This is a genomic window from Rhizobium sp. AC27/96, from assembly GCF_001692325.1.
In the GTDB taxonomy this organism is placed as follows: Bacteria; Pseudomonadota; Alphaproteobacteria; order Rhizobiales; family Rhizobiaceae; genus Rhizobium.
This window is the reverse complement of record NZ_LXKN01000073.1, coordinates 115,290-138,665: the sequence shown is the minus strand read 5'-3', so window position 1 is coordinate 138,665 and position 23,376 is coordinate 115,290. Positions and strand designations below refer to the sequence as shown.

At 61.6% G+C, this 23,376-nt stretch carries 21 protein-coding genes; 10 read left to right on the top strand and 11 right to left on the bottom strand.

Annotation, left to right across the window (positions count from 1 at the left end; genetic code table 11):
* From A6U86_RS32900 to A6U86_RS32880, 5 genes are all read left to right on the top strand, one after another.
* A complete protein-coding gene (locus A6U86_RS32900) occupies positions 1–1,272 on the top strand; it encodes a CpaE family protein (RefSeq protein ID WP_068400867.1) in 1,272 nt (423 codons plus the stop codon).
* A 79-nt stretch (positions 1,273–1,351) separates the two neighbouring features.
* The gene (locus A6U86_RS32895) at positions 1,352–2,830 is read left to right on the top strand and encodes a CpaF family protein (RefSeq protein ID WP_068400864.1); all 1,479 of its coding nucleotides are present in this window, start codon (positions 1,352–1,354) and stop codon (positions 2,828–2,830) included.
* An 8-nt stretch (positions 2,831–2,838) separates the two neighbouring features.
* Complete coding sequence (locus tag A6U86_RS32890; RefSeq protein WP_068400861.1) at positions 2,839–3,846, top strand: type II secretion system F family protein; 1,008 nt, start codon at positions 2,839–2,841, stop codon at positions 3,844–3,846.
* A 21-nt stretch (positions 3,847–3,867) separates the two neighbouring features.
* Positions 3,868–4,845, top strand: coding sequence for a type II secretion system F family protein (locus A6U86_RS32885; RefSeq protein WP_068400858.1), 978 nt, complete (start codon positions 3,868–3,870; stop codon positions 4,843–4,845).
* 140 nt (positions 4,846–4,985) lie between these two features.
* A complete protein-coding gene (locus tag A6U86_RS32880; RefSeq protein WP_068400854.1) occupies positions 4,986–5,630 on the top strand; it encodes a LysE family translocator in 645 nt (214 codons plus the stop codon).
* Between the two features lie 60 nt (positions 5,631–5,690).
* Here A6U86_RS32880 and A6U86_RS32875 read toward each other — a convergent pair whose 3' ends face one another.
* Positions 5,691–6,521 (bottom strand): tetratricopeptide repeat protein, encoded by an 831-nt coding sequence (locus A6U86_RS32875; protein ID WP_068400851.1) that lies wholly within the window; start codon positions 6,519–6,521, stop codon positions 5,691–5,693.
* A 148-nt stretch (positions 6,522–6,669) separates the two neighbouring features.
* Between A6U86_RS32875 and A6U86_RS32870 the strand changes: the two genes are divergently transcribed.
* From A6U86_RS32870 to A6U86_RS32855, 4 genes are all read left to right on the top strand, one after another.
* On the top strand, positions 6,670–8,061 hold the full coding sequence (locus tag A6U86_RS32870; protein WP_068400848.1) for a M17 family metallopeptidase: 1,392 nt from the start codon (positions 6,670–6,672) through the stop codon (positions 8,059–8,061).
* A 344-nt stretch (positions 8,062–8,405) separates the two neighbouring features.
* The gene (locus A6U86_RS32865; RefSeq protein ID WP_047634989.1) at positions 8,406–8,750 is read left to right on the top strand and encodes a helix-turn-helix domain-containing protein; all 345 of its coding nucleotides are present in this window, start codon (positions 8,406–8,408) and stop codon (positions 8,748–8,750) included.
* Between the two features lie 15 nt (positions 8,751–8,765).
* Entirely contained in the window at positions 8,766–9,620 is an 855-nt protein-coding gene (locus A6U86_RS32860) for an NlpC/P60 family protein (RefSeq protein ID WP_068400845.1), read from the top strand.
* 76 nt (positions 9,621–9,696) lie between these two features.
* On the top strand, positions 9,697–9,936 hold the full coding sequence (locus A6U86_RS32855) for a hypothetical protein (protein ID WP_068400842.1): 240 nt from the start codon (positions 9,697–9,699) through the stop codon (positions 9,934–9,936).
* 30 nt (positions 9,937–9,966) lie between these two features.
* Here A6U86_RS32855 and A6U86_RS32850 read toward each other — a convergent pair whose 3' ends face one another.
* Positions 9,967–10,932 (bottom strand): DMT family transporter, encoded by a 966-nt coding sequence (locus A6U86_RS32850; protein ID WP_068400840.1) that lies wholly within the window; start codon positions 10,930–10,932, stop codon positions 9,967–9,969.
* 124 nt (positions 10,933–11,056) lie between these two features.
* On the opposite strand from A6U86_RS32850, the gene A6U86_RS32845 reads away from it, so the two are divergent.
* Positions 11,057–11,536, top strand: coding sequence for an Lrp/AsnC family transcriptional regulator (locus tag A6U86_RS32845; RefSeq protein WP_068400837.1), 480 nt, complete (start codon positions 11,057–11,059; stop codon positions 11,534–11,536).
* A 21-nt stretch (positions 11,537–11,557) separates the two neighbouring features.
* Here the strand turns inward: A6U86_RS32845 and A6U86_RS32840 are convergent, their stop codons facing one another.
* The 9 genes from A6U86_RS32840 to A6U86_RS32800 all read right to left on the bottom strand — a co-directional run bounded on the left by A6U86_RS32840 (position 11,558) and on the right by A6U86_RS32800 (position 23,313).
* Positions 11,558–12,949 carry an amidase gene (locus tag A6U86_RS32840; RefSeq protein ID WP_068400834.1) on the bottom strand — a complete coding sequence of 464 codons (1,392 nt, stop codon included), beginning with the start codon at positions 12,947–12,949 and terminating at the stop codon, positions 11,558–11,560.
* A 23-nt stretch (positions 12,950–12,972) separates the two neighbouring features.
* On the bottom strand, positions 12,973–13,836 hold the full coding sequence (locus tag A6U86_RS32835; protein ID WP_068400833.1) for an ABC transporter permease: 864 nt from the start codon (positions 13,834–13,836) through the stop codon (positions 12,973–12,975).
* Positions 13,833–14,786, bottom strand: coding sequence for an ABC transporter permease (locus A6U86_RS32830; protein ID WP_068400830.1), 954 nt, complete (start codon positions 14,784–14,786; stop codon positions 13,833–13,835). Before A6U86_RS32830 ends, A6U86_RS32835 begins: the two co-directional genes overlap by 4 nt.
* Positions 14,787–15,063: 277 nt before the next feature.
* Positions 15,064–16,593 carry an ABC transporter substrate-binding protein gene (locus A6U86_RS32825; RefSeq protein ID WP_068400828.1) on the bottom strand — a complete coding sequence of 510 codons (1,530 nt, stop codon included), beginning with the start codon at positions 16,591–16,593 and terminating at the stop codon, positions 15,064–15,066.
* A gap of 156 nt (positions 16,594–16,749) precedes the next feature.
* On the bottom strand, positions 16,750–17,667 hold the full coding sequence (locus tag A6U86_RS32820; RefSeq protein WP_068400826.1) for a LysR family transcriptional regulator: 918 nt from the start codon (positions 17,665–17,667) through the stop codon (positions 16,750–16,752).
* Positions 17,668–17,682: 15 nt separating this feature from the next.
* Positions 17,683–18,681 (bottom strand): P1 family peptidase, encoded by a 999-nt coding sequence (locus A6U86_RS32815; protein WP_068400824.1) that lies wholly within the window; start codon positions 18,679–18,681, stop codon positions 17,683–17,685.
* Positions 18,682–18,996: 315 nt separating this feature from the next.
* A complete protein-coding gene (locus tag A6U86_RS32810; protein ID WP_034489296.1) occupies positions 18,997–19,191 on the bottom strand; it encodes a hypothetical protein in 195 nt (64 codons plus the stop codon).
* Positions 19,192–19,699: 508 nt separating this feature from the next.
* Positions 19,700–22,627 carry an aminotransferase gene (locus A6U86_RS32805; RefSeq protein ID WP_068401176.1) on the bottom strand — a complete coding sequence of 976 codons (2,928 nt, stop codon included), beginning with the start codon at positions 22,625–22,627 and terminating at the stop codon, positions 19,700–19,702.
* A gap of 134 nt (positions 22,628–22,761) precedes the next feature.
* A complete protein-coding gene (locus A6U86_RS32800; RefSeq protein WP_068400821.1) occupies positions 22,762–23,313 on the bottom strand; it encodes a hypothetical protein in 552 nt (183 codons plus the stop codon).
* Positions 23,314–23,376: the final 63 nt, after the last annotated feature.

The following is a 23,376-nucleotide window of genomic DNA, read 5'->3' as shown; positions in this document are numbered from 1 at the left end:
ATGAACGCCATCGATTACGACATCGAATCGACTGAAGCGGACGCCGAGGAAGCCCCGCGCTCGGGCAATCTCGATAATCTGCGGCCGTTGCCGCGCATTTCGGTGCACGCTTTCTGCGAAAGCGAACAGCTGCAGCGGGTGATGGACCAGTGCGCCAATGACAGGCGCATGTCCAAGGTCAGCCTGCGGATCACCAGCGGCAGCACGGCAGCCGCCGCGAACATGTTCGCATCGACGCCGACGCCGAACCTGATCATTCTCGAAACGCGCGCCAACCCGCGCAATCTGCTGGCGGAACTCGCACCGCTCGCCGCGGTCTGCGATCCCAGTACCAAGGTCGTCATCGTGGGCTATCACAACGACATCAGCCTCTACCGCGAGCTCATCCGCAACGGCATTTCCGAATACATCGTGCAGCCGATGGACATGGCTGATCTCATGACGGCAATGGCGGGGATTTTCATCGATCCCGACGCCGAGCCGCTTGGCCGCAGCATCGCTTTCATCGGCGCCAAGGGCGGCGTGGGCGCATCCACCATCGCCCATAATTGTGCCTTCGGGATATCGAGCCTGTTCTCGACCGAGACCATTCTTGCCGATCTCGACTTGCCCTATGGCACGGCAAACATCGATTTCGATCAGGACCCCGCCCAGGGCATCGCCGAAGCCGTGTTTTCGCCGGAACGTCTGGACGAGGTTTTCCTCGATCGACTGCTGACCAAATGCTCGCAGCATCTATCGTTGCTGGCGGCGCCTTCCATGCTGGATCGCGCCTATGATTTCGATGGGCCGGCATTCCTGCCGGTGCTCGATGTTCTTCAGCGCAGCGCGCCTGTGGCGGTTCTCGATGTCCCCCATGTCTGGACGGAATGGACGCGTTCGGTGCTTGGGGCGGTCGATGAGGTCGTCATCTGCGCCGCACCCGATCTTGCCAATCTGCGCAACGCCAAGAACCTGATCGATGCATTGCGCAAGCTGCGCCCCAACGACAAGGCGCCACACCTCATTCTCAACCAGGTGGGCATGCCGAAGCGCCCGGAGATCAATCCGTCGGAATTCTGTGCTCCGCTGGAGGTCGATCCGATTGCCATCATCCCCTTCGACATCAATCTGTTCGGCAATGCCGCCAATAGCGGCCAGATGATCTCGGAGACGGATCCGAAGTCGCCGGTCACCGAGATCTTTTCGCAGATATCGCACATCGTTACGGGGCGCGTCGCTTTGAAGAAGGCGAGAAAGGGCGGTCTGCTTGGCCTGCTGAAGCGGAAGTAGTCGTTTGATTTGGCATGGATTTTTGAAAGGTATCCCCTTCCTGAAAATCATGCTGCAGCATTAGAATTGGATTGAAGGCATGTTTGGCAAGCGCGGAAATGAAGGTCCAGCAAAGAGCGGTGGCGTTGTGCCGCAGCCGGCGCGCGCGCCCGCCGCAGCCGGCACGCCCGCCGCACCCGCCGTGCTGATAGAGCCGTCTCGCGATCAGTCGCAGCAGCGTCAACAGGTGGTTCCGCCGCCGATGCAGACGCCCAGCCGTCGCCGGTCGGCGCGCACCGAAGAATATTACGACACCAAATCGCAGGTCTTTGCCGCGCTGATCGACACGATCGACCTGTCGCAGCTTTCCAAGCTCGGCAACGAAGCCGCACGTGAGGAAATCCGCGATATCGTCAACGATATCATCACGATCAAAAGTTTTGCGATGTCGATTTCCGAGCAGGAGGAACTGCTCGAGGATATCTGCAACGACGTGCTTGGCTATGGTCCGCTGGAGCCGCTTTTGGCCCGCGACGACATTTCCGACATCATGGTCAACGGAGCCGGACAGACCTTCATCGAAGTCGCCGGCAAGACGGTCGAATCGGAAATCCGCTTCCGCGACAATGCACAGCTTCTCTCCATCTGCCAGCGCATCGTCAGCCAGGTCGGCCGCCGCGTCGATGAATCGAGCCCGATCTGCGACGCCCGCCTGCCGGATGGTTCGCGCGTCAACGTCATCGCGCCGCCGCTGTCGCTCGACGGTCCGGCGCTGACCATTCGTAAGTTCAAGAAGGACAAGCTGACGCTCGACCAGATCGTCCGCTTCGGTGCCATCACACCCGAGGGCGCAACGCTTCTCCAGATCATCGGGCGCGTGCGCTGCAATGTCGTCATTTCCGGCGGCACGGGCTCGGGCAAGACCACGCTTCTGAATTGCCTTACCAACTATATCGACCGCGACGAACGCGTCATCACCTGTGAAGACACCGCCGAACTGCAGTTGCAGCAGCCGCATGTGGTCCGCCTCGAAACGCGTCCGCCGAATATCGAGGGCGAGGGCGAAATCACCATGCGCGATCTCGTCAAGAACTGCCTGCGTATGCGCCCCGAACGCATCATCGTCGGCGAAGTGCGCGGCCCGGAGGTTTTCGACCTGCTGCAGGCAATGAACACGGGCCACGATGGTTCCATGGGGACGATCCACGCCAACACGCCGCGCGAATGCCTGAGCCGTATCGAATCGATGATTGCCATGGGCGGTTTCAGCCTGCCGGCCAAGACCGTGCGCGAGATCATTTCCACCTCCGTCGACGTAATCGTTCAGGCTGCGCGTCTGCGTGACGGTTCGCGCCGCATTACGCAGATCACCGAGGTGATCGGCATGGAAGGCGATGTGATCATCACGCAGGACCTGATGCGCTACGAAATGGAGGGTGAAGACGCGAACGGCCGCATCATCGGCCGGCACGTGTCCACCGGCATCGGCAAGCCGCATTTCTGGGACCGCGCCCGTTATTATAACGAGGAGAGACGCCTCGCCGCCGCCCTCGACGAGATGGAACAGAAAGCCAAATAGGATTTCCGATGTTCGGCGTTGACCCCGCAGTGCTACTGATCGTCCTGCTTTCAGCCGTTTCGGCGGGTGCGATCTGCTATGGCGTCCTATATTCGCGCATTGAGACGCAGAAGAAGACCGAGAGCCGCGTCAATCGGGTCAAGCAGGCCGAGACCGATCGCGTAAAGGTCAAGGCGACGCGTGACCGTGTTCAGGAAATGTCCAAGCGGCGGAAGTCGGTTCAGGACACGCTGAAGGATCTGGAAAAGCGCCAGTCGGAAAACACGAAGAAGAAGCAGTCGCTGAAAACACGCCTGCCTCAGACAGGCCTGTCGTTGACGCCGTCCCGCTTCTATCTTTTCAGCGTGCTGTTCGGCCTGTTCGTCATGTTCGTTCTTTTCATTCTCGGCGCGCCGCTCCTCGTCATTCTGGGATTGCCATTTGCTGCGATTTTCGGGCTGCCGCGCTGGATCGTGAGTATCCTCATCAAGCGCCGGCAGAACAAGTTTCTCGAAGAGCTCCCCAATGCGCTGGATCTTATCACGCGCTCCATTCGCTCCGGTCTACCGCTCAACGACGCCGTCCGGCTGGTCGCGGCTGAGGCGCGGGAGCCGGTCAAGACCGAGTTCCGCCGCGTGGTCGAAGCGCAACAGGTCGGTCTCAGCATGACGGATGCCTGCGGGCGCATGGGTACTCACATGCCGTTGCAGGAAGTAAACTTCTTCGCAATCGTCATCACCATTCAGGCCCAGGCGGGCGGCAACCTGTCGGAAGCTTTGGGCAACCTTTCGCGCGTCCTGCGCGAGCGCAAGAAGATGAAGGCGAAGGTCAAGGCGCTGTCGATGGAAGCAAAGGCGTCCGCCGTGATCATCGGCACTCTGCCCTTCATTGTCATGATACTCGTCTATCTGACGTCGCCGCAATACATGCTGGTCCTGTTCACGGATCCGCGCGGTCACCTGATCATGATCGGCGCCGGCATCTGGATGTCGCTTGGCGTCTACATCATGCGCAACATGGTCAATTTCGAGATCTGAGCGGAGGGAGCCGCATCGCCCATGTCTGATCTGGCTGCCAGTTTGACCGATCCGGGAACCATCCTCGCCGTTGTCGTGGCGATCGCGGTTTTCGCCACCTTCTATACGATTGCCATGCCGATGCTGGAGCGCGGCGATCTCAGCAAGCGGCTGAAGGCCGTGTCGACCGAGCGCGAGCAGATCCGCGCGCGCGAGCGGGCGCGGCTGACCGCCGAGGGCGGCAAGGCGACGCTGCGCAACCAGAACAACCGCAACGTCCGTCAGATCGTCGAGCGCTTCAATCTGCGCAACGCGCTGGTTGACGCCAATACCGTCAATCGTCTGCGCGCTGCCGGCTTGCGTTCGGAAAACGCGCTGAACATGTTTCTGCTGGCGCGGTTCCTTTTGCCGTTCCTATTCTTTGCCGCGGCCATTTTCGTCGTTTTCGGTCTGGGCTATTTCGCCTCGAGGCCACTGCCGATCCGAATTCTCGGCGTCATCGTCATGGCCTATCTCGGCTTTTACGCGCCGAATATCTATATTTCCAATCTGGTGACCAAGCGCCAGAAGTCGATCAAGCGCGCCTGGCCGGATGCTCTCGACCTGATGCTGATCTGCGTGGAATCGGGCATATCGATCGAAGCCGGCATGCGCCGCGTCGCGGACGAGATGGCGGAAGAATCCCCCGCACTCGCCGAGGAAATGGTGCTGACGACGGCCGAGCTTTCCTTTCTGCAGGATCGCCGTACCGCATTCGACAATCTTGCCACGCGCACGCAGATCGAGCTCGTCAAATCGGTCACGCAGGCTCTCATTCAGGCCGAGCGCTACGGCACGCCGCTGTCGCAGGCTCTGCGCGTCATGGCGCAGGAAGGCCGCGACGAGCGCATGAACGAGGCTGAAAAGAAGGCGGCCGCCCTGCCGCCGAAACTGACGGTGCCGATGATCATCTTCTTCCTGCCGGTCCTGATGGCGGTCATTCTCGGCCCGGCTATCCTCAAGGCCATGGACAAGTTCTGACCAGCAAGCTTGCCGCCAAGGCGGGAGCGTGATTAACCTTCGATCCGAAGGCCCTGCAGCCTAAGCGGATGGCGCTCCCGAAAGTGTTCGGAGGCTAGCGTCTGCGCCGGGCGGATTTGCAGACCCGTTGGAGGTGCCGCATGTCATCCATAGCCATATTTTTCAGTGTTATCGCCGCTGTTTTCATCGGGGCCGTCAGCCCCGGGCCGAGTTTCGTGCTCGTGTCCCGCATTGCCGTCTCCCGCTCACGCAAGGCCGGTCTTGCCGCCGCCTTCGGCATGGGAACCGGCAGCGTCATCTTCGCGACCCTGGCCCTGTTCGGTCTGAGCGCGCTTTTGATGAAGGTCGAGTGGCTGTATCTTGCCCTGAAAGTGGCTGGCGGGCTCTATCTGATCTATGTCGGCATCCGCATCTGGCGTCACGCGGCCGATGCTCTTCCGATCGACGCCCCTGCCACACCGGCAGCAGGTGGCATCATGCGCAATTTCCTGTTTGCGCTTGGAACACAGCTCAGCAATCCTAAGACCGCCATATTCTATGGCAGTATCTTCGCGGCGCTTCTTCCAGCCGCTCCTGCGCCCTGGCTGCTGCTGACGGTTCCGCCGGCGGTCTTCCTGGTGGAGGTGGGCTGGTACACGGTCGTGACCTTGGCCTTTTCGTCCAACCGCCCGCGTGCGTTCTATGTCGGATCGAAGCTATGGATCGATAGAGTATCCGGCGCCATCATCGGGGCGCTTGGAGCGCGGCTGGTGATGGATGGTCTGCCGCGGCACATCTGGCGCTGAGTGCGCGAGGAGCGGTCGCATGGTTTCAGAAACGAGCGCCGCTTACCTTGCCAAAGAGTTCTACTGAACGGCTTTTCTGGTATCGTTGCCGGCGGCGAGCTTCTGCCATGAGTTCTGTTGCGCCAGCATGGAGCGCAGATAGGCGACGTTGGCGTTTGCCTGCTGTGGCGTCAACTCCTGCCGGGCGATCTGCTCGGCTTCGGCGAAGCGGCCCTGCAGACCGACGACCAGCGCCAGGTTCTGCCGCACGCGGCTATCGGCGCCGGGTTGGCCGACGGCTGAGCGGAGGTAGCTTTCGGCATTCTTGAGATCACCCGTCAGCACATAGGACATGCCGAGGTTGGAAAGGATCGTCGGCTCGTTGGGCGCCAGCACCAGCGCGTCGCGGTATTTGCCACGTGCATCGGCGGAGCGGCCGAGCTGATCGAGGATCGCGCCCTGCGCGGAAACGAGGCGCCAATCGGGGCGATCTGGTGTCTGTGCGCGGTCGATGGTTGACAGCGCCTCTTCCAATTGGCCTGCCGCTGCCTGCGCCTTGCCGTAGGCTGCCAGCACTTCACGATCGGTCGGATTGCTGATCGCGACCTGTTGCATCACCGCGAGCGCCTGGTCGTTGCGGCCGCTCATGCGCAGGGCGTTTGCATAGTTGACGCCGGCGTTGCGATCTTTCGGATTGGCATCATAGGCCTTGCCGAGGCTCGCGGTTGCCTGTGCCAGGTCGCTGCTGTTCATGCTATCGATGGCAGCCTTCGGTGCCGTCGGGATCGAGCCCGTCGTCATCCTGTCTTTTCCGGTTGTCGAGCAGCCTGCGAGTGCGAGCGCCAGAAGTGCCGCCGAAGCGCCCCGGAAAAGGAAGGTTCTAAGCAAAGACGTGGTTGAACCGGCGGACATGACGCTTATCCCTGAATCCCTAAATCTTGCGTCCGGCCTAGAATCGGAACAGGGAAAGGTTCGACGCAATGTTCGCTCCAGCAATAATCTGTTAACCCTAACAGATGGTTAACTCTCGATTCCCTGAAGTCATCGTCAAAGGATAGTCATGGCCCCCTATCAGTTCATCGAGCGCGCGACGCCCTTCAATTCGAAGGGTGGCGCAACGCTGCCGATCTTTGCCGTCACGCCGGCACACATAGAAACCGGCACCATCGATCCCATCGCGCTCGATTGGGCTCGCAAGGCCGGCTACAAGGCGGATAGCGGCTCCCTGCTCCTGATACCGACAGCCGAAGGTCATCTCGGCGGCGCACTGTTTGGCCTCGGCTCTAACCCATCAGAGCAACCCTTCCTGACGGGCAGGCTGGCGCGCAGCCTGCCGGCGGGCGACTGGCATATCGAGACGGCGCCGCTGACGGCGAACCGGCTTTCGCTTGGCTTTGGTCTCGGTAGCTACCGCTTCGATCGCTACAAATCGGAAAAGGCGGCGGCACCGACGCTGATGATCCCGCGTGACGCCGATGCCGCCGATATCAAGCGCCAGCTTGCCGGCGTCTTCCTCGCCCGCGATCTCATCAACACGCCGACCAACGACATGGGGCCGGAACAGCTCGAGGCCGCCTTCCGGGCGCTTGCCGAGCACTACAAGGCCGAGATGTCGGTCATCATCGGCGACGATCTGCTGAAGGAGAATTTCCCGCTCGTGCACACTGTCGGTCGTGCCAGCGCCGATGCGCCGCGCCTGCTGGAAATGCGCTGGGGCAAGAAGGGCCATCGCCGCATCACGCTGGTCGGCAAGGGCGTGTGCTTCGACACAGGCGGCCTCGACATCAAGCCGGCATCCTCGATGCTCCTGATGAAGAAGGACATGGGCGGCGCGGCCAACGTCATGGGCCTGGCGCTGATGATCATGGATGCCAAGCTCAAGGTCGACCTGCGCGTCATCATTCCCGTCGTCGAGAACTCGATTTCGGCCAACGCATTCCGCCCCGGCGATATCTACAAAAGCCGCAAGGGCCTGACGGTGCAGATCGACAATACGGATGCCGAGGGCCGGCTGATTCTGGCCGATGCGCTCGCCTATGCCGATGAGGACGCGCCCGACCTGATGATCGACATGGCAACGCTGACCGGCGCTGCCCGTGTTGCGCTCGGCCCGGACCTGCCGCCCTTCTTTACCGACGACAACGATCTCGCCCGCGATCTCACAGAAGCGAGCCTGGAGACGGACGATCCGCTGTGGCGCATGCCGCTCTACATGGGCTACGACAAGGATATCCGCACCAAATTCGCCGATATCACCAACGCGCCCTCAGGCGGCATGGCTGGCTCGATCACCGCCGCCCTGTTCCTCAAGCGTTTCGTGACGAAAACCCCGAGCTGGGCGCATTTCGACATTTACGGCTGGGCGCAGAGCGAACGGCCTCATTCGCCCGGCGGCGGCGAGGCACAGGCGATCCGGGCGTTGTATCAGCATATCAGGCAGAGTGTGCGGTAGGGTCGATCAGGTTCTGAGCTTGCCGAGACTCTGATACCCCCCTCTGTCACTGTCGTGACATCTCCCTCACAAGGGGGGAGATCGTTGGGAGCATGCGGGTCGTCACTCGCAAGACAATAAACTGCAATCCCAACGGATTCGATGTTCGCTTGAGGTAAGGCGTTTCCGCGAGTTACCAATCTCCCCCCTTGTGGGGGAGATGTCACGACAGTGACAGAGGGGGGTGCGCTCACCACGCACTGCGCAGTCACGTCTATCTAGGGATAATGTGGAAATTCACCCCTTGAAACCGCCACGATCTTGGCCGAGACTGGAACGGTAGCGTAACGATTTCGGGGTTGCCCTTGCCGCTTGATCTCTCCGCCTCGCAGGCTCTCGGCCTCTGGCATGGCGTGACGCTCGCTCAGGTGCGCCGCGAGGATCATGATCTGACGCTGCGGCAGACGGCGATCCTGCTGCAGATCTACCTTGTGCCGCCGCCGCACACCGTGCGCGGGCTAGCCGCGACGCTCGGCGTCACCAAGCCGGTCATCACGCGCGCGCTTGACACGATGGGCGAGATGGGGCTGGTCGACCGCGTGCGCGACGATCGCGATCGCCGCAATGTCATCATCAAGCGCACCGTCACCGGCGCGCTCTATCTGGAAAAACTCGGCGATCTCGTTATCGAGCACGGCCGCAAACTATGAATTCGGGAACTCGTCATGACGCTCGACCGCCGCCTCAACGCTTTCAGACCTGACCTCGCCGAGGCCTCCCTTAGAGGCAAGGTCGAAGCCGAACGCTTCGTCGAAGGCAGCAAGGCGCAGATCGCAATACCCGTTATTGCGCTGCGCCCGAAGCCTGATCTTGCTTCCGGGATCGATACCGAACTGCTGATGGGCGAGGAGGTGACGGTTTTCGAGCGCAGCAACGGCTGGTGCTGGGTAAAGTCCCTGGCGGATGACTATGTCGGCTATCTTCCCGAGAGTGCGATCAAGGAAGGGGCAGCGGCGGCAACGCACATCGTCATCCCGCAGCGCACCTTCCTCTATCCCGAGCCGGAGCTGCGCAAGCCGCATGCTGCGATCCTCTCGATGGGCAGCCGCATCCGTGTCACCGGCACTGCCGAGGCGCGCGGCAACCACTACGTCGTCCTGGAGGACGGCACCGCCATCTTCGCCAAGCATGTGCAGCCGATCGGTCATGATGACGGCGGCGATTATGTCGACGTCGCCCTGCGCTTTCTCGAGACGCCCTATCTCTGGGGCGGCCGCTCCGGTCTCGGCATCGATTGCTCGGGGCTGGTGCAGCTGGCACTGGCGATGACGGGCCGTGCAGCACCGCGCGATACCGACATGCAGGCCGCTGGTCTTGGCGAACCGATCGCTCGAGAGGAGCTGAAGCGCGGCGATTTCGTCTTCTGGAAAGGCCATGTCGCCGTGATGGAAGATTCGGAAACGATCATCCATGCCAATGGTCATACGATGACCGTCGCGCGCGAGAATTTCGCTGCCGCCGTCGAGCGCATCGGCTGGCTCTACGAACAGCCGAACGGCTATCGCCGCTTCGTCGGCTGATCCCTGCTCGGAACAGTCTTTTCGCTCGTTCGTTATTCCTTTTGATCGATATGTCCTATCGAGAGGAGGAAGACACATGCCCGTTACGGCCATGGAAAAGACAGTCAGGGATATTCTGCTGGACAGCCATATTCGCAAGAGCCGCAAGATCGACAGGCTGCGCGAATTGCAAAGTGAAGCGCGTGGCGTCCAGCGCGCCGGCAGCGAAAGCTCGATGAGCGCCGATGACGGCCTTCAGGACGATTTGCGCGTCATCGAAAAGGCGCTGCACGATCTCAATGCCGACACCGAGCAAAAGGGCGCCGCAACGCTGTAATGTCGCGGCACCCATTCATCGGGTGAAGCTCTACGGCGTGCGCGGCCGGGCAATCCAGATGCCTGCGACGATGATGATCCCGCCCAGGGCCTGTATCAGCGTGACGTTTTCACCGAACAGGATCCAGGCGAAAAGTGCTGCGGCGATCGTTTCCAGGAAAATGACCAGCGACGAGAAAACCGTCGGCAGACGGCCGAGAGCTATCGAGAGCATGCCTTGACCGCCGGCATGGCTGATAAGGCCAAGCGCCAGTAGAACACACCATCCGGATACCGACTGCGGCAAGATCCGCGGCTCGAAAACGATGGCGACAAGAAACAGGATCGCCGAGGTGATGATGCTGAGCTCGAAGGTTACGCGGGCGGCATTCGTCTTGCCTCGCGCCGCGCCAACCGCCAGGAAATAGAGGCCAAAGAAGGCACCGGTAACGATCGCTAACCCATCGCCGACGGCGCGGCTCGGATTGAAAGCGAGGCTCTGCACGACAAGCGCCGTGCCGCCAGCCAGGCAGACGAGAAGCCCGACGAGTGTGGCTTTGCTGACCCTTTGCCGCAGCAGCAGCCAGCCGAAGATCACGACCCATAGCGGCGCCATGGTTGCGAAGAAGGTCGCATTGGCGATCGTTGTCTTTAGGATGGCAAGGTGCCAGAAGAGCAGATCTCCCGTAAACGCAATGCCGGCAAGGATGGTGGCCATTGTGAAGCTGGCGCGGGGCGCACCAACCTCCGAGGTCTCGGCATAGCGCATCCAGACCCAGAGGATCGGCAAGGCCAGGAAGACGCGCCAGAATGCGCTGGCGAAAGGCCCGACATCGGCAAGGCGCACGAGGCTGGGCGAAATGCTCATCGCCAGCGCCGCAAGCAACATCGCCACCAGCCCGAGCGTAAAGCCTTTCGAGTCGTGAGGTGCCATCTTGCCGCCGGCAGAGAATTTGATATCCGTCCCTTCGCCAAGATCTGGAGTGCGCGTATCGTAATTGGCGTCTGGCCGTGACATTCTTTTGCCTTTGCAAGTCAGGTGATTTGTGGCGCAAACCTAGTACATGCGGGAAGAGGATTTGGCTCCATTTTGCCAGCTTTCTTGCAATTTTGTTTCCTCTTTGCGGTAAGGATGTTTTGAAATGCGCAAATCCGCCGATCTTGATGATTTCGATCTGGCGATTCTCGATATTCTTCAAAGGGACAATACCGTTCCGCAGCGCATGATTGGTGAGCAGATCAACCTATCGGCGCCGGCCGTGCAGCGCCGCATCAAGCGCATGCAGGCCGATGGCGTCATCCAGGCGAATATCGCGGTGGTTGATCCGGCGGCCGTCGCTTTGCCGATCACCATCATCGTCGAAGTGCAGATTGCCGACGAGCGCTATGATCTTATAAACGCGATAAAGCGCAGCTTCCTCGATGCATCGGAAGTGCAGCAATGCTATCAGGTGACCGGCGAAGCGGATTTCGTTCTCATCGTGGTGGTGGCGAGCATGTCAGACTATCAGGCGCTCTGCCGCCGTCTTTTCCACGACAATCCGAATGTCACGAAGTTCAAATCGCTGGTCGCGATGGATCGTGTGAAGATCGGCCTTTCCCTGCCGCTCATGCAGGATTAGCCGGCTTTCCGTCTGTCGCGCCTATCCCGGCTTCTTCGGCCAGTTGGTAACGCCGCCGGTCCAGTCCTCATAGGCCTTGGACAGACGAAGCACGAGCATGTCGCCGAAGCGCGGGCCGACGATCTGCAGGCCGATCGGCATGCCGGAACGAGAGAAGCCGCAATTGATCGAAGAGGCCGGCTGCTCCGACATGTTCCAGGGAACGGTGAAGGCGATGTGCTCGAAGGGCAAGGCGGGGTCGTTGGTGGGCGAGGCCCATTCGGCCGGATAGGAAACGATCGGGTTGGTCGGCGACAGCACGGCGTCCACCTGGGTGAAGAGCCTGCCGCAGCTCTTGCGCATCTCTATGGTCTGGTTGAAACCGCGCACTGCCTCGACGCCACTGACATCGGCGCCGCTCTTCGCCCATGTATGGATGTAGGGGAGGATCGCATTGCGGCGCTCCTCGCTGAGACTGACGATGTCGCCCCAGAAGCGCGCGCGCCAGAAGACATCGAGGCCATCAAGCATCTGCCGCGTCAGCACCGGTGCGACATCGATGATGATGGCGCCTGCTTCCTCGAAGCGTCTGGCGGCAGCAACCACCGCATCGCGCACCTCGTCGTCGACGGGCAGGCCGCAGCCGGCATCCAGCATCAGGCCGATTTTCATGCCACGCACGTCGATGTGGAGATCCATCCAGTCGATGTTATCGGGCGGCAGGCTGGTGCCATCGCGCCAGTCCAGCCGCGACAGTGTCGCCATCGAGAAGGCGGCATCCTCGACCGTGCGGGTCATCGGCCCGGCGCAGCGCCCGACATAATAGGGGTCGACCGGAATGCGGCCATGGCTCGGCTTGAAGCCGAAAATACCGGTCCACCCGGCCGGCAGCCGCACCGAGCCGCCGATATCCGTGCCGATATGCAGCGGTCCATAGCCGGCAGCGGCGGCCGCCGACGCGCCGGCGCTGGAGCCGCCCGGATTTTGGCTGGGATCCCAAGGATTGCGGCTGAGCTTGTGGAAGCTGGAAAGGCCTGACGATAGCATGCCGTAATCGGGGCAGGTGGTCTTGGCGAAGATTATCGCGCCGTCCTCGCGCATGCGGGCGGCGATCGGCGCATCCTCGGTTGCGGGAACGAGCTCGACTGCGGCCGTGCCGAGCGGCACCGGCTGGCCCTTGGTGGCGATCAGCTCCTTGAGCGTGACCGGAATGCCGTCGAGCGGCCCCAGCGGCGCACCCTTAGCCCAACGCTCCGTCGAGGCGGCCGCCTGCTTGCGCGCATCCTCGGGATCATAGGCATAGAGCGCCGATATGGTCGGCTCCCATGCTTCGATATGCTGTTCAAGCGCCAGCCAGTATTCGCTGGGAGACAGGCTCTTGTCGGAGAATTTGCGCTTGAGTTCACGGATGGAAAGATCGGTCGGTTCGGTCATGGTTCATACTCTTCATATCTTGATCAGCGCGCCGTCTCGCGGGGGTCGAGAAGGTCACGCAGGCCGCCGCCGAGCAAGTTGAAGCCGAGGACGGAGAGCGCAATGGCAAGGCCCGGGAGGAGGGCGAGCCACGGCGCGGCATGGAAATAGGTCTGGGCATCGGCGAGCATCCGCCCCCAGGTCGGCTCCGGCGGCGGCACGCTGAGGCCCAGAAAGGCGAGCCCGGCCTCTGTCAGGATCGCCAGCCCGAGCTGGATCGTCGCCTGCACGATAATGCCGCTGATGATGTTCGGCAGCACATGGCGCATTGTGATGGAAAATTGGGTGTTGCCGATGGCGCGCGCGGCCAGCACATAGTCACGGCTCCAGGCCTGTAGCGCCGAGCCGAGGGAGACGCGGGCGAACACGGGCACCATGAAAACGGCGATCGCCAGAATTGCGGTTGTCCGCCCCGTCCCGAGAAACGCGCCGAGAATCATCGCCGAGAGGATGGGCGGCAGTGCGAAGACCACATCGCAGGCACGCATAACAAGTGCTTCGAAAATGCCGCGTTGCGCCGCCGCGGTAACGCCGACGATCGTCCCGAGCGTACCGCCGATGGCGACCGCCAGGACCGAGATCGACAGCGAATTCCAGCAGCCGACCATCAGCATCGACAGCACGTCATGGCCAAGCTGATCCGTGCCGAGAAGCCCGAAGCCGAAGGGCGGCTGCAGTTTGTGGAGGATCTGCATCTTCGCCGGCGGCACCGGCGTCCAGAACAGCGAGAGAATGGCGACGCCGACAAGGGCGAGGATGATGATTGCCCCGACGATCAGGTTGGCACGGCGAAGCCCACGAAAACGAGAGCGGGAGGGGCGGGCGGCGGCGCTTTCGGTGATGCTCATCGCGCGCCTCCAGCCCGAAGCCGGGGATCGATCACGAGATAGGACAGATCCACCAGAAAGTTCACGACGATGACAAGGCCGGCAAAGAACAGCACGACATCCTGCAGCACGATGATGTCGCGCTGGCTGAGCGCCTGATAGGCGAGACGGCCGAGGCCGGGCAGGGTGAAGACGTTTTCGATCAGCACCGCGCCGGCGACCAGAAAGGTGAATTGCAGCCCGAGAATGGTCAGCACCGGCACCAAAGCATTCGGCACCACATGCCCCCAGAGCACTTGGCTTCGAGAGAGACCCTTGGCAAGCGCCGTGCGAGCAAAATCCTCATGCAGCGTGTCGAGCACGGCCGAGCGCGTGACCCTTGTCAGCACCGCCGCCTGTGGTAGCGCAAGGGCGACGGCTGGCAATACCAGCGATTTCATCGCCGGCCAGAGCCCATTGCCCCAGCCGGGAAAGCCGCCGGCCGGCATCCAGCCGAGCGAGGTTGCAAACAGCAGCACCAGCAGCAACCCGACCCAGAAGCCGGGCACGGCAATGCCCATCTGCGAAAACAGCGTGGCGAGGATATCGAAGACGCCGCCGCGTCTTGCGGCAGCCGCAACGCCAAGGGGAACGGCGATAAGGACAGAAAGTATGACTGCGAGGGCTGCGAGCGGCAAGGTGACGGCAAGCCGCTCGGCAATCAGGCCAGCGACGGGGACACCATAGGTATAGGACTTGCCGAGATCGCCGGTCAGAGCACCGGCAAGCCACTGCCCGTAGCGCACGATCAGCGGCTGGTCGAGGCCCATATCGTGCCTTAGCACGGCAAGCGTTTCCGGCGTTGCCGATGTGCCGAGCGTGATGGCGGCGGGATCGCCTGGCAGCAGCGCCATGACCACGAAGACCAGCAGCGACACCGCGATCAGCGTCAGGACAAGCCCGAAAATACGACGGATGAGGAGTGCGATCATAGCATGTCCATGGCCAGGTCGATCCGGCTAAGGGTGTGGAGCCGGCGCGCGCTTTGAACTCCCCTTCTCCCCAACGGGGAGAAGGTGGCCCAAAGGGTCGGATGAGGGGGCTGCCACGCCGAAGATTGCCTCTTGCTTGCGCTCAAGGCGCTCGGGATTTTATCCCTCGCCCCCCTCAACCGCCCTATCGGGCACCTTCTCCCCAGTGGGGAGAAGGGGTTAGTCGCCGTGCGCGAAAGAAATACCAAGATCATGCCCAATCAAACAGTTGGAGCGGTCAGTCTTCCCAGGATACGTTGGTCAGCACGTTCGAGGGGATGGGCTCGTTTTCCCAGAGACCTTTCAGCTTCTTGTCCCAGATGCCGAGCTTCGGCATGACGAAGAGGAAGAGCGCAGGCACATCCTCCGCAAGAATGGTCTGTGCCTCACCGTAAAGCTTGTTCTGCTCGGCCGGATCGGCGGTGAGCTGGATCTTCTTCATCAACTCGTTGAAGGCCGGGTTCTTGTAGTTGAAGTAATAGGGATCGCGCGAATAGATATCGATATCCAGCGGTTCGGCATGGGCAACGATGGTCATGTCGTAGTTGCGGCCGCTGAAGACATCCTGCACCCATTTGGCCGGAAATTCCGTCGGCTCGATATTCATCGTCACGCCGATATCGGCAAACATCGCCTGCATCACCTGGGCGCTGCGCGGAGCATAGGCCATCTGCGGCGTCTTGATGGTGAAGGTAAAGCCATTTGGATAGCCGGCTTCGGCAAGCAGCGCCTTGGCCTTGGCGGCATCATAGGGCAGCGTGCCGGTCAGGTCCTTGTAGCCGGGGTCGTTCGGCGTGTAGTGGCTGCCGATCGCCGTGCCGAAGCCCGACCAGGCGCCTTCGATGATGGTCTTGCGATCGAGCGCCATCATCAACGCCTGGCGAACGCGCTTGTCGTCGAAGGGCTTGCGCGTGTTGTTCATGCCGGCCACGACCTTGAGCTCGGTATTGCCGACCTTGGTCATCAGCCTGGCATCGCCGTCGAAGGAGCTCATCAGCTCGGGCGCGGCGAACTCCGGAAACGCATCGAGATCGCCGGCCTTCAGCGCCGCCGCCTCCGCCTGTGGGTCGGAAATGAAGCGGAAGGTGACCTTCTCGAGCTTCACGTCGACGGACTTGTTCCAGTAGTCCGGGTTCTTGACGAGGTCGACATGATCACCCTTCGCCCAGGCTGAGAACTTGAACGGGCCGGTGCCGATGGGTGTCGTCTTGTCGTTGGCGGAGGATTTCGGCCCGACCATCACCGAAGAAGGCCAACCGAGCCAGTAGAGCAGGCTGCCGGTCGGCGAGGAAAGATGCAGCACCAGCGTTTCGGAATCCGGCGTATCGATCGAGGCGATGGTCGCGAAGAAGCGCTTCTGCGGGTTGACGGAATCCTTGCCGCGGGCGCGATCGAGCGCGAATTTCGCCGCCGCCGAATCGAAGGCCTCGCCATCATGGAATTTGACGCCGCTCTGCAGCTTGAACGTATAGGTCAGTCCATCGGGCGAGATCTCCCAGCTCTTTGCGAGTTGCGGCACGATCTTGCCGCTTTCGTCGATGGCAACCAGCCCCTCGAAGATATTCTGCCAGGTGACCTGACCGATGGCGACGGGCGCGGCGATCGTCGGATCAAGCCCGGTCGGCTCGACGCTCATGCCGAGATTGAGCGTGGTCTTGGCAGCTTCGGCAGGTGTCAGGCCAAGCATCAGCAGCCCGACGGAAAATGCGGTGCCATAGGCGAGGCGGCGCGCGAAATCGCCGAGGCTCGGGCGTAAAAACGTGGTCATTTCAGTTCCCTTGCTTTTGCCCGCTAGTCCGGCTTCCCCCGGCCCGCGGTCTTTTCCAGGATAGTGTCATCTCGCAAGCGCACACACAATTCCGAAAATGTGTGCTCGGTGTAGCCGATATCGCTATACCGGATTTCCTTAATTATGAGGGTTCGATCAACCTTGCTTCCCCTTGGCGGTGAGTTGCCGGCGCATGAAGCGCTCGATGAAATCAAGTAGCTTGCCCGCCGCAAAGGATAGCTGGCGGTCGGGCGCGACGCAGAGGTCGATCGGCGTTTTCACCCCCTTGCCATCAGCGACCGGCAGGGCGACAAGCTGGCCCGCCGCGATCTCTCTTTGAACAGTCAGCGCCGGCAGCATGGTGATCGCCGCGCCGCGCAGCACCAGCTCCTTCTGCATTTCCAGCGAGCCTGTCTCGAATACCGGATCGAGCGTCAATCCCTCACGCGCAAACAGCGCGTCGAAGGCCTGCCTCGCACCGAAGGAGCGGTCGGGAACGGCAAGCGCGTGCATGGCGATTTCGGCGAGCGCGACCTCCTTGCCGTCCGCGAGCGGATGGGAGGCCGCAACGATCACGTCGTAGATCAGTTCGGCGCGCAGCCGCACCTTGGTTCCAGAAAGCGGCGGCGCAAACAACGTCACCGCCATATCTGCGGCGGCACTGTTGACCGCTTCGATGGCGCCGCGGGCGCTGGTGATGGTGACCTCGAAGCGAAGCCTTGGATAACGCAGGCTGAATTCGGCAAGCGCCGGCGCCAGGATATTGGCGACGGCAGCACCATTGGTATAGATGCTGACGCGGCCACGCTGCAGGCCCTTCAGGTCCTCGATCAGCTGATGCACATGCTCAAGTTCGCGCAGCGTCCGGCCGGCGCGGGCGGCCAGAAGTTCGCCGGCCGCCGTCAGCTTGACGCCGCGGGCGCTGCGCTCGACGAGCTGCGTACCGAAGTGGTGTTCGAGATTCTCGATCTGCCTGCTGATGGCCGTTGGCGCCACATTCAGGTTTTCGGCGGCCTGGCGCATCGAATTGGTGCGCACCAGCTCATCGAAATAGATCAGCGCCCGGAGCTGCATGCGCAAAATCTCCGGCTAGGCGGCAGGCTTGGCGAAGCGATCCCGCCATGCCGGCTGCGTGCCCTCGATCGGCAGCGCCGTTGCCTCATAGACACCGCGGGCAATCGCGCGCGCCATGACGATGGTGGCGAGGTGGCAAAGCTCCATGAAGCCGGGCATGTCGTCGCGGGCGTGCTTGCCGGTAGATGCGGCAAAGATCGTATCGCCGTCGAGCGGCAGATGCGTCGGCAAAAGCGCTCGGGCAAAGCCATCATGGGCTGAGATGGAGAGGCGGTGCGCCTCCGCCTTGGTCAGCTGCGCATCGGTGACGACAGCGCCGATGGTAGTGGCGGTGATATTGGTGCCCTTCAGCCGCAACCGCGTATCGATGGCTTTTGGCATGCCGAGCCCACCGAATTCGCCGCTCTCCTCGAAGGGTGCCGCCCAGAAATGCTGGCTGTCGCCGACGGTCGCCGAGCCGAGCGCATTGACGGCGACGATGGCGGCGACCTTGTATCCCTTGCTGCTGACGGCGCTGGCAGAACCGAGCCCACCCTTCACCGTTGCAGTCGTGGCTCCCGTGCCGGCGCCGACGGTGCCGAGCGCAAACGGCCCTTTGGCGGCTGCCTTGAAGGCGGCATAGCCCATGTCGCGATAGGGCGAATGCAGGCCCCAGTCCTTGTTGCCGCCATTGATGAGATCGAAGAGGATCGCCTGCGGTACGATCGGCACCAGCGCGTTACCGACCTGCAGTCCTCTACCGATGTCCCTTAGGCCCGCCTGCACACCGCCGGCCGCATCGAGCCCGAAGGCCGAGCCGCCGGAGAGAACAAGGCCGTCAACCGTGCCGACGGTCATTGCCGGATCGAGCAGTGCCGTGTCGCGCCCACCCGGCGCGCCGCCGAGTACGGTGCAGGAGGCGACCGCCGGTTCGTCAAAGATGACGGCGGTGACGCCCGAGCCGAGCCCAAGATCGGTGGAATGACCGACGGCGACGCCTTCGATATCGGTCAGGAGATTGAGAAGGTCAGCCAATGAAAAATCCTATCGCCGTGGCAGCGCCGGGTTGCCATGGCGATAGGACCGCAAAGAGGGGGAAAAGACAAGGTGGGTATGGGGCTGGTTGGGGCCGACCCTCGTGGTTCGAGGCCCCTTCGGGCCACGTCACCATGAGGGCGGAGCGACCATTAGGTCGAGCTACAACCAAAATCCGATCTTGGAAACGCCGGCAGGATAAGCCCGGCGGATTGAAGCGGAAAGATCAGCCCGCACCCTGAGGTGGGAGCATAGCGACCCTCGAAGGGCGAGGGCGGATGATTGGAATGCAAAAGTGGCGGCTAAGCCGATCCATCAAACGTGGATCGGCTTAGCCTGTTGGCGAGAGAGGAGATCTCGGATTGCGAGTCTCACTTCGTCTGCGTTTCTGAAATGCTGCTCGTCCAGATCGTGGACGTGATATTTTACAGCGATGAACTTGAGCCGATCCTGGTCGGGAACGACGATGCCGACGGGAACGCCGGCGTATTCGATAACTTGCTTCTTCATAAATAGACTCCCTCCGCACCGCTATCGGTGCAGATATGGCGAATTGACTGTTTGAATCCGATTAGGGGACGAACGTCACATTCGACAGCGCGGGCTGGAGAGCGCGCCCGAGCGGTCATGGCCAAGCATGGACCAGCCAAGGGTCGAAGCGATGATCTTAAAATTCTGCATGTCACGTCCCTGGTTGGTGTTGTACTTGTTAAGCTCCGAAAAGGAGCCGGTGAACGAGTGCGTCATTGTCTATTATATTAGTAGACAATAACAATTTTATCTCCGGAAACATATTCCTAAAGATGTCAAAATGTCGACGATCGGTAAAATAAAATTCCGTATCTGGCTAATTGCAAGGAAGGAGGCACTTATATCCGTACCATCTTCCTCTGCCGGAACGGCTTACCGATCACCGACAAGCAAATAGGAATTGCCGGGAGATTCGACAATCCCCCGGCGGCATTAAAATTCACTCGCCGCTAAATTACCCCAATGGTTAACGGCCTCGCCCGGCCGATCAAAATCCGTCTTCGAGCACCTTTTCCAGGGCTTTCACGAAGAAGTCCGCACTATCGGCCGAAAGGCAGAGCGGGGGCTTGATCTTCAACACATTCAGGTGATCGCCTGTGGGCTGCATGATGACCCCGAGATCGAGCAGGCGCTCGCAGATCGCAGCCGTTTCTTCGGTGGCAGGCGTCAGCGTTTCACGGTCGCGAACGAACTCCACGCCGAGGTAAAGACCGGTGCCGTGCACGGCGCCGATCAGCGGGAAGTGATCCATCAGCGCGATCAGCCCGGCTTTCAGCCGGTCGCCGACGACGCGGGCGTTTTCCTGCAGATTTTCACCCTTTAGAATGTCGAGAACGGTAAGGCCGACAGCGCAGCTCACCGGGCTGCCGCCGGCCGAGGAGAAGAAATAACCTTCCTTCTCCAATGATTCGGCGATTTCGCGGCGAGTGATGACGGCGCCGAGCGGATGGCCGTTGCCCATGCCCTTGGCGATGGTGATGATATCAGGCACGACACCCTGCGTCTCGAAGCCCCAGAAGTGCTCGCCGAGCCGGCCATAGCCCACCTGCACCTCGTCGGCGATGCAGAGGCCGCCGCGCTTCCTGGTGGCTTCGTAAGCGCCAGCCAGATAGCCATGGGGCAGGGCAATGCCGCCGGCATTGCCATAGACCGACTCCGCAATAAAGCCGGCAAGGCCTTCGCCCTTTTCGTCGATGGCCTGCAGTTTCTCGGCGACGTCGACGAGATAATCTGCGCCTGAGTCAGGGCCGCGAAACGCGCCACGATAGGTGTTGGGCGAAATGACCGGGTGCACCCAGTCGGGCCGGGTCGTCAGTGCCTGCGGGTTATCGGCAATCGAGGTCGAGACGGCGTCGCTCGCGATGGTCCAGCCGTGATAGGCCTCCAGCAGGCAAAGCATGTTCTTCTTGCCCGTATGCGCCCAGGCAAGACGGATGGCGAGATCATTGGCCTCAGAGCCGCTGTTGACGAGGAAGACGCTGTCGAGCCCTTCCGGCGCCAGCATCGCCAGCCGTTCGGAAAACTCGGCGACAGCGGCGTAATGAAAGCGGGAGTTGGTATTCAGCAACGACCATTGCTGGGCGACGGCGGCCGTCAGCCGAGGATGGGCATGGCCGAGCGTCGTAACGTTGTTGACCATGTCGAGATAGCAACGGCCCTGCGTGTCGAACAGGAACTCGCGCCAACCGCGTTCGATCTGCGGCGGGAATTCGTAATAATGCTTCTGCGGCTTGGCGAAACGGGCGTTGCGCAGGGACAGCAGTGAAGCGGCATCCGGCCTCGGCGCTTCGCAGGCTGCATTGAGGAGGGCGGCAGGTGAGGGGCAAATGGCCGACCAGCCATCCGCCTGGTCCGCTGTCGCAAAGAGCGGTGGCTCCAATGCCGGCACACGGCACAGCTGCACGCGCAATCCGCCGATGGCCGATCCTTCGCTGCCGATCGTCCCAAGCGCCGCGCCCTGCTCGATGGTCATGCCGTCCTCGAGGTCGGTTTCAATGCCGTCGAGGTGCAGGCTCACCTCTTCGCCGATCAGGACGAGATGTTGCCCTTGACGTTGGAAAAGGCCTGGGAAGGGGGCCGCGACGGTCGCGCCGGCTGGCAGGCAAACGTCGCTGTGCAAGGCGAAACTCTGTGGTTGCGCCATGCTGAGTGGCGTGGCCAGCGACAGGCGGAATTCGCCATAGCGGGTTGCCGCCGCGCCAGAGGCAATGGCTGCCTGCGCCAGCAGCCGCCAGTCCATGTCCGGCTTCTGCCAGTTGCCATCGACAAAGTCATGACTGGTGACGGAAAGGTCGACCGCGACGATCTCCTGTGCATCGATATCAGGCAGCAGAGCCGACCAGCCGTCCGTCGCGATCGGGGCGACGTCGAAGCCGATTGCTCGCAGGATCGCGGCTTCCATCACGTCCGGCTGCGCGTTGGTCGCGACATCGAAGATCTCGCGCTCGAAATCGAGATTGCCGCGTACATACTCGTTGTCGGGATCGATGGCGAGCTGCTGTTCGGTGCTGGCGGCCAGGATAACGGCGCGCGCGACGATCAGTGGCCACAGCGCCTTCGCCTCCGCCTCCTCCAGCGGATAGATCGCGTGATATGCTTTGATCGCCGGAAGGATATGGAACGGATTGCCGTCGGCGTGATGCAGCAGCGAGGCGCAGGTGACGGCGAGATCGCCCACCAGCCAGCCCTGGATGATGTCGCCGAAATCGATCACCCCATCCGGCACCGGCTGCCCGTGGGCGTCAGGGTGGCTGACGACGTTGTCGTCGGTAACGTCGTGATGCACGGGCTGCACGCGCAGCGCTGTTGCCAGCGGCTGGATGCGCTTGACCGCGGCCACCATCGCCTTGGCGATGCGGTCGCGCGCTTCATGATCCGTAATCGCCGACAGAAGCTGGACTGCGACCGGTCCGGCGCGGCGCAGGTCCCATTGCAAGTTTCGGTGCAGGCCCGGATGGTCGAAATCGGCGAGGTCACGCGCAAGCCGGGCGGAAAGCGCACCGAGCCCGGCCGTCGAAGCGGCCGGCAGGTGTTTGCGCTGCGTCAGCGTCTGGCCGGGGAGGAAACCGAGCAACCGGATAAGGTAATCCTGTTCGCGTACGGTAATGGCGAGGATGTCGCGGCCATCTTGCGACGGCACGACATCGGGCACGCGTGGCGCATCCGGCTTGGCATGGAGATGGCGGATGGCGGCATTCTGCGCCTCCAGCTCGACCTCTTCGTATTCAGCCCGGCATATCTTCAGCACATAGGCCTTGTCGCCGGCGTTGATGCGGTAGTTGCGATCCTGCTGGCTGCCGAGTTCGCTCAATGCCCCGCTCAGGCCGTAATGCGTCTGCAAGATTTCGGCTGCCTCTTCCGGCGTGATGTCCGGTCTTGGCAGTTGCATACGATTTGCGAGCGTGGCGTCGGCCATGGCATCCCCCGGATGGTTGATTTGCGTCGACACTAAACCATTCCATCCTAAAGAAAATCACCCAAAACAGATAGGGTGGTCGAGTATTTAGAAGGAAGATAGTCCGCAGATCATGTCCGGCCACGCGTGGTCGCCTATTGAACCTCGATGGAATAGCTGCAACCGGCCAGCGTCTTGCCGGGATGGCTGTCATCCGTCGAGACGTTGAGGGTGATGAGCGTGTGGAGCACGGTATCCGAATTTTCGAGCTGCTCCTTGTTCGACAGGATTTCCTTCGCCCCGAGGAACTTGTTCGGTTGGTCGACCGCTGCCGTCACGCCGAGCGCCTTGGCAAGCGGATGCGGATCGGGCTCGTCGAGCACGGCCAAGGGTCCGGAGGAGGCAAAGGCGATCCTGCTCGTCTGCCGCCCAAAGGCGCTCACCGGCGCCGCGAGTTGGAATTCGCGCAGGAAGGGGTTTTCCGACGGCAGTTCGGTCATGCCGAACTGTTTCATGGCCGTCGCACTTTCAGGCCCGGTCAGCCACATGCCGAAATTATTGTAGCTCGGCACATCGTAGGTCGTGCATTCGATCAGCTTGGCAAGATCGATCTTCGATGGGTCCTGTTCCGCAGTGGCGGCGTGCGCGGCCGCCGTGCTCATGAGAAACGCCGCCAGCAGCAGCGTTCCCTTGCGATGGAATGACATGTCTTTTCCTTATTCCCGACAGATTCGATACCGGCGGTATCAAATCGTGCTTCGGCGCAAAAG